The following is a 5,037-nucleotide window of genomic DNA, read 5'->3' as shown; positions in this document are numbered from 1 at the left end:
ATGTATAAGTTGGTTGGGCCGCCGATAGGCTTCCCGAATGCCGTTGTTGCGAAGGTGGATATGGGCGCGGTCGCGCGGAAAATCGTCTGCCATTATGATCTGTGCTGTCGCTACTCAGACAGCGAAGCCTGCCGGCGTTCCTTCAGAGCGTCGATGAGCGCTTCCGAGGTGATCCGCTTCCCCCCCCGCAATATGATGGTTTTTGCAGCGTCGTCGGCCGCGCGGGTGATCTCGGCCTGCGACAGTCTCTCTGCCTGAGAGATCGCCTCGTTCCAGGCAAGCCCTCTGGTGTCGAAGCGGTCGAGTCGAGCCCGAAGCAGCGCCTCGATAATCGGCCGATCGGGCACGGCGTATTCGATGACATCGTCGAAACGGCGGAACAAAGCTCTGTCGAGCAGCTCGGGATGATTTGTTGCCGCAATAATCAGGCTGTGGCTGTCGTCTTGCTCGAGAAACTGCAGAAACGAATTCAGCACGCGCCGAATCTCGCCAACATCCTGGCGTTCGCCTCGACGCGCGCCGATGGCATCGAATTCGTCAAAGAAGTAGACGCCCCGCGTCGCCTGCATTGCATCAAAAACAAGCCGCAGCTTTCCGGCAGTCTCTCCCATGAACTTGGTGATCAAACCATCGAGGACGATCATGAAAAGGGGCAGATGAAGCTCCCCGGCCAATGCCGATGCGGTCATCGTCTTGCCTGATCCTGGCGGGCCGACCAGAAGCAGTTTGCGACGGGGAACAAGCCCGTGCTCGCGCAAGCTTGCTTGTTGGCGCTGCTCTCCCAGCACGCGGTGCAGGCGCGAGCGCAGACTGTCCGGCAAAATCATGTCCGTCAGTCGCAGGTCCGGATAGCGCACATGCAGGAGGCCTGCGAGTTCGCCCTTTGGCTGAAAAAGGGGAACCGGCCGACTGCTCTTGGCAATCCGGGCGTCCCTGCTCTTGGCTGCGTCGACCAGATCCTTGAGCTCCTGAGCAAGCTTGCCATGGCCTTGACGTGCCTCATGCGCAGCAAGCTGCATCGCGATAGAGAGGAAACGATCCTCGTCGCCGGCAATGTGGCTTTTAAGCAGCGTCACGATATGGCGGGCCGTGGTCATGGCTCTCTTCTGGGGTATCCGTTTACTTGGCGAAGCGCATGCAACCTAAACGCTTTCAACGGCGATTTGTAACGCGCAATGGTGTTTTTTCTCTTGTCGATGTTCGCCCGTGGCAACTTCAGCGGTGAACTGTTGCGCCGCGGTCATAGGCCAGCCGGAATAACGCCGGCCAGCAGACAACAGTCCGCATCTTCGAGCGCTCGAAGTCTGGCCACTCACGCAGCGTGTCGGGTCCGAACGCTCCAAAGCCGCCCCGCCTGGCAGGTCCATGCGACCGATTGCGGGCGTGCGGCCATAAGGTCTACGCGGGCTCGCATGGCTGCCCGCGCCGCTGGCTAAAAAGCTGTACACCATCTCACGAAACACCAGGTCCGCTCCTTTGCCGGCCGACGGTCCATGAAATCCCCTCCCCACTCACGACACCGGAGACCTCCTTGCCCACATGGCGCTCAAGCACCGGCCGCCATGGCACCAGCGTGAACTCGCGCGACTTTTCAACGACGGCATATTTTCCGCTGGCAAGCTCGACGGAGCGGCGGAGCGTACCCTCTACTCGTCCTCCGGATCGCGCTTCGGCATAGGGCAGGCCAAGTTCCTCCGACAGTTGGCCAGCAACACGGTTCAGTTCTCGCTGGCGCAGGATCGAAAGCATGTTGGCTCGATAGACGATCCCATCCTGTTCTTTATGCGCGAGGCCTTGCGCGATCAGCCACTGCCGCCGGCGAGCTTGCGCCTCTCTCACGTCGCGGCCGAAGCCGGATCCGTGCAAAGGCTCGGGTCTATCGGCAACCAGCTCCCGGTCGAGCCAGGTGGCGCCGTTGAAGCTGACCTGTCGCTCCAGCGCCATTGAGGAGAGCTTGTCGGCAACGACAGGCTCGGCCCTGGCCCGCTGGCCCTCATAATTCGCGACGCGATCGAGATGGTCCGGCGCGATGAGCCAGGTGCCGTTCGGCTCTCGCTCGACGCCGCCGGTCGCGCGGCGGATCGCCTCCAGCCGCCGCACATGCGTTCGCGCAAAGCTCTCGGTGGCGGATGGGTCATGCTTCAGGTGCATATCGACGTCGTAACGGCCGCCATGCGCGGCGGCGATTTCGGCGATGGTACGATCGACCTGCCTCGGCTCGGTGTTCCTTGGCGCGACACGCACGATGCAGCCATTAGGCATCGTTTCCATCGCCTCGCCTCTACCGATGTTGATCCAATGGCTCTTACCGTCGACGGCGTCGACGATCATGTAATGGCGGTCATTGATCTCGTCGGCCAGTCCACGCGCGACAACGCGACCGACGAGAGACTGGACGGGCTCGCCGGATCGATCGTGGATCACCCAGTCGGCGGCCCTGCGGGCAAGCCCCTTGCCGGTCAGTTCGCGGTGCATGGTCTTGATGATGTCGCCGCGTTCGCCGGTGCGGCGCAGCGTGGCTTCGAGCTCATCGTCGAGGCGCCAGGAGCCAGCGCCGACCTCCGCGGCCAGACCCATCCGCTCGAGCTTGCGCAGCCGTCCCTGGTGCAGCGTCTGGCGAATGGCGTCGGGACCGCCCGGCGAGACCAGGCCGTCATCATCACGCATGCTGAGCAGCCGACGGTCGATGCTGGTGAAGCGTTCCTGCTCCATTTCCCGGCGCAGGCGAAGCTCAATCTCGCGGTCGGTTCGCGGACCGAGATCGAGGCTGACCAGCTCGGCCGCCCGCTCGCGGATGCCAGATGAGATATATTCGCGCGCGATGACCAGGTTCTCGCCACGGTCGTCCCTGCCACGGACGATGATGTGGCTGTGCGGGTGGCCGGTGTTGAAATGATCGACCGCGACCCAGTCGAGCTTCGTGCCGAGGTCTTCCTGCATCTGCGCCATGAGCCGCCGCGTCAGCGCCTTGAGGTCGTCGTACTCGATGCCGTCTTCGGCAGCGACGATGAAGCGGAACTGATGGCGGTCGCCGTCCGCGCGATCGATGAACGCCTTGCCGTCGACGCGGCCGCTGTCGGCGCCGTAGAGCTCGCCAGGTTCACCTTCGCGGGTGACCCCGTCGCGCTGAAGATAGCGTAGATGGGCACGCGCCCCGTCCGCGCCCTTGCCGGCGAGCTTGACGACCCGCGCCTTGACGATCACCCGGCGCTGGCGGAAGGCGGCATACCGGTCGCGCGATTTCAGCAGTGCGGCGGCCGCCCCGCCGCGCCCTGTCCGGCTTCCTGTGAAGCGACCACCGCGTTGCGGCCGGCCGCCAGCCCGGTTGATCGCCGCACGAACCTGGCCGGCATAGCGTTTGCCGGCCTTCGAGCCGCGCGACCCGATTTTGCCGAGCTTCGGCCTGAACTCGTCATCCTTAATGCGAGCCTCCCAGACATATCAAGCAAAATCAGACACTTACACGTCCAACCCTCTTGGCACCGGCGGCAGCCTCCCGGAAAAACGATGTGCAGACAAAGATTTAACCGCCTCCTGGAGGCGGTACCTTTATCTTGCCGTACGCGCCCAGCCCCGCCAGACGCGCCCCCGTCCGCCATGGCTAACGCACCGGCTCCTTCGGCTGCGCGCCGTCCTTGCCGAGCGGCACGAAGAGATCGCCGTTTCGCACGCCTGAGTGAACACCGTCATGAATGAAGAACAGCGACCGTCCGAGAGGAGCGATTTGCGCCTTTGGAGCGACAGATTGGCTTTCGAACGCCTCGATGTCGGCCGCCGAAACTCCGGCCGCCTTGAGTTGGTCGAGGTACTCGACGGTCTCTTCTGGCAGCGGTTTGCCACGCTTCAAATGCTCGTCGTAGCGCTCGGGACCGGCATTGTAGGCGCCAAACAGGCCAGGAAATCCGAAGCGGTCATACATGGCACTGAGATAGGCCGTGCCGGCCAGGATATTGTCGCGCGGATCGTGGGGGTTAGGCCCAAGGCCGTGTTCGACCCGCATCTCTTCATAGGTGCCGGGCATCACCTGCATGAGGCCCATGGCGCCAGCGGGGGAGGTGATGGGGCGGCCGCCGCGCATTGTCTTGCCGCCGCTTTCGGCAGCCATGACGGCATAGATCCAGGCTTGGGGAATATGGAAGCGCCGGCTTGCTTCCGATACCAACGTCTGCCACTTTCGCAGCTGCGGACTTTGGGAGATGGCGACCGGCTCAGCGCCGGTCGAGGCGGAACAGGCGCATGGCGCAATGGCGATCATGCCCAACAAGAGGAGGGTCACTCGGTCCATAGTGGTACGAGCCTCCCGATGACATTTTGAGTGGGAACAGGCCCGAAATAGCGGCTGTCGAAGGAGCGGTTTTTGTCGCTGCCGAGCAGGAAAACCTCGTTATCCCCGAGCGCTCGGCAGCCGTTCCACCATGGCAAAGGTCGGCCTTCGGCGTCGATTTTGAGCCGGCGCGCGACGATGTCGCCGCCGATGATGATGGCGTCATTGAAGGCGCAGACATTATCGTCCGGCAGCGCTGCAAGACGTTTTGCCAGCGGCACATTGCGAGGCAGATAGCTGCGCTCGGCGGCGAGATACGCCGCGTATTCAGGCGGGCGCACGAGCACGAGATCGCCACGCGCCAGCGCTCCCGCAGCGATGCGGTAAAGGCCGATCGGCGCGCTGGCCGAGGCGTTCCAGACCAGCCAAGGGGCGGGCTTTCCCAGCGCCGTGAAGCCCAAAAGACCGAGACCGGCCGCGGCCAAGGCGACCGTCTTACGGGCTCGAACACGCCTCAGGCGGCTGCCGATCAGATGGATGGAAGGGCGCCGCCTCATGAACGGCCTCCCGTGCCGCCCTGGCCGGAACCGGCCTTGCCATCGCCGGCGATGGAGTGCTGCGGGTGTCCTTTCGACCAATGGTCGAGTTCGTCGATGTGATAGCGGACATAGCGGCCGTGCTTGCGGAATTTCGGGCCGCCGCCCTTGAGCCGCATCTTTTCGAGCGTGCGCTGGGAGAGCCCGATATAGAAGGCGGCTTGGGCTGTACTGAGA

The 5,037-nt window shown here is 63.5% G+C and carries 5 protein-coding genes; all 5 read right to left on the bottom strand.

Going from position 1 to position 5,037, the window contains the following annotated elements:
* Nucleotides 1-110: 110 nt before the first annotated feature.
* Nucleotides 111-1,097, bottom strand: coding sequence for an AAA family ATPase (locus EN914_RS23880; RefSeq protein ID WP_024505649.1), 987 nt, complete (start codon nt 1,095-1,097; stop codon nt 111-113).
* Nucleotides 1,098-1,452: 355 nt separating this feature from the next.
* Nucleotides 1,453-3,423 (bottom strand): relaxase/mobilization nuclease RlxS, encoded by a 1,971-nt coding sequence (rlxS, locus tag EN914_RS23875; RefSeq protein ID WP_024505648.1) that lies wholly within the window; start codon nt 3,421-3,423, stop codon nt 1,453-1,455.
* A gap of 178 nt (nt 3,424-3,601) precedes the next feature.
* Nucleotides 3,602-4,285 (bottom strand): lytic transglycosylase domain-containing protein, encoded by a 684-nt coding sequence (locus tag EN914_RS23870; RefSeq protein WP_024505647.1) that lies wholly within the window; start codon nt 4,283-4,285, stop codon nt 3,602-3,604.
* Nucleotides 4,273-4,821: a S26 family signal peptidase gene (locus EN914_RS23865; RefSeq protein WP_024505646.1), complete on the bottom strand. Its 549-nt coding sequence runs from the start codon at nt 4,819-4,821 to the stop codon at nt 4,273-4,275. Before EN914_RS23865 ends, EN914_RS23870 begins: the two co-directional genes overlap by 13 nt.
* A partial coding sequence (locus tag EN914_RS23860) for an AlpA family transcriptional regulator (protein ID WP_145971085.1) occupies nt 4,818-5,037 on the bottom strand: 220 nt, incomplete at its 5' end. The genes EN914_RS23860 and EN914_RS23865, both read right to left, overlap by 4 nt.

Origin of the sequence: Mesorhizobium sp. M7A.F.Ca.CA.001.08.2.1, assembly GCF_003998455.1 — a bacterium.
In the GTDB taxonomy this organism is placed as follows: Bacteria; Pseudomonadota; Alphaproteobacteria; order Rhizobiales; family Rhizobiaceae; genus Mesorhizobium; species Mesorhizobium ciceri.
The sequence above is the reverse complement of the archived record's forward strand: the minus strand, read 5'-3'. Positions and strand labels throughout refer to the sequence as shown.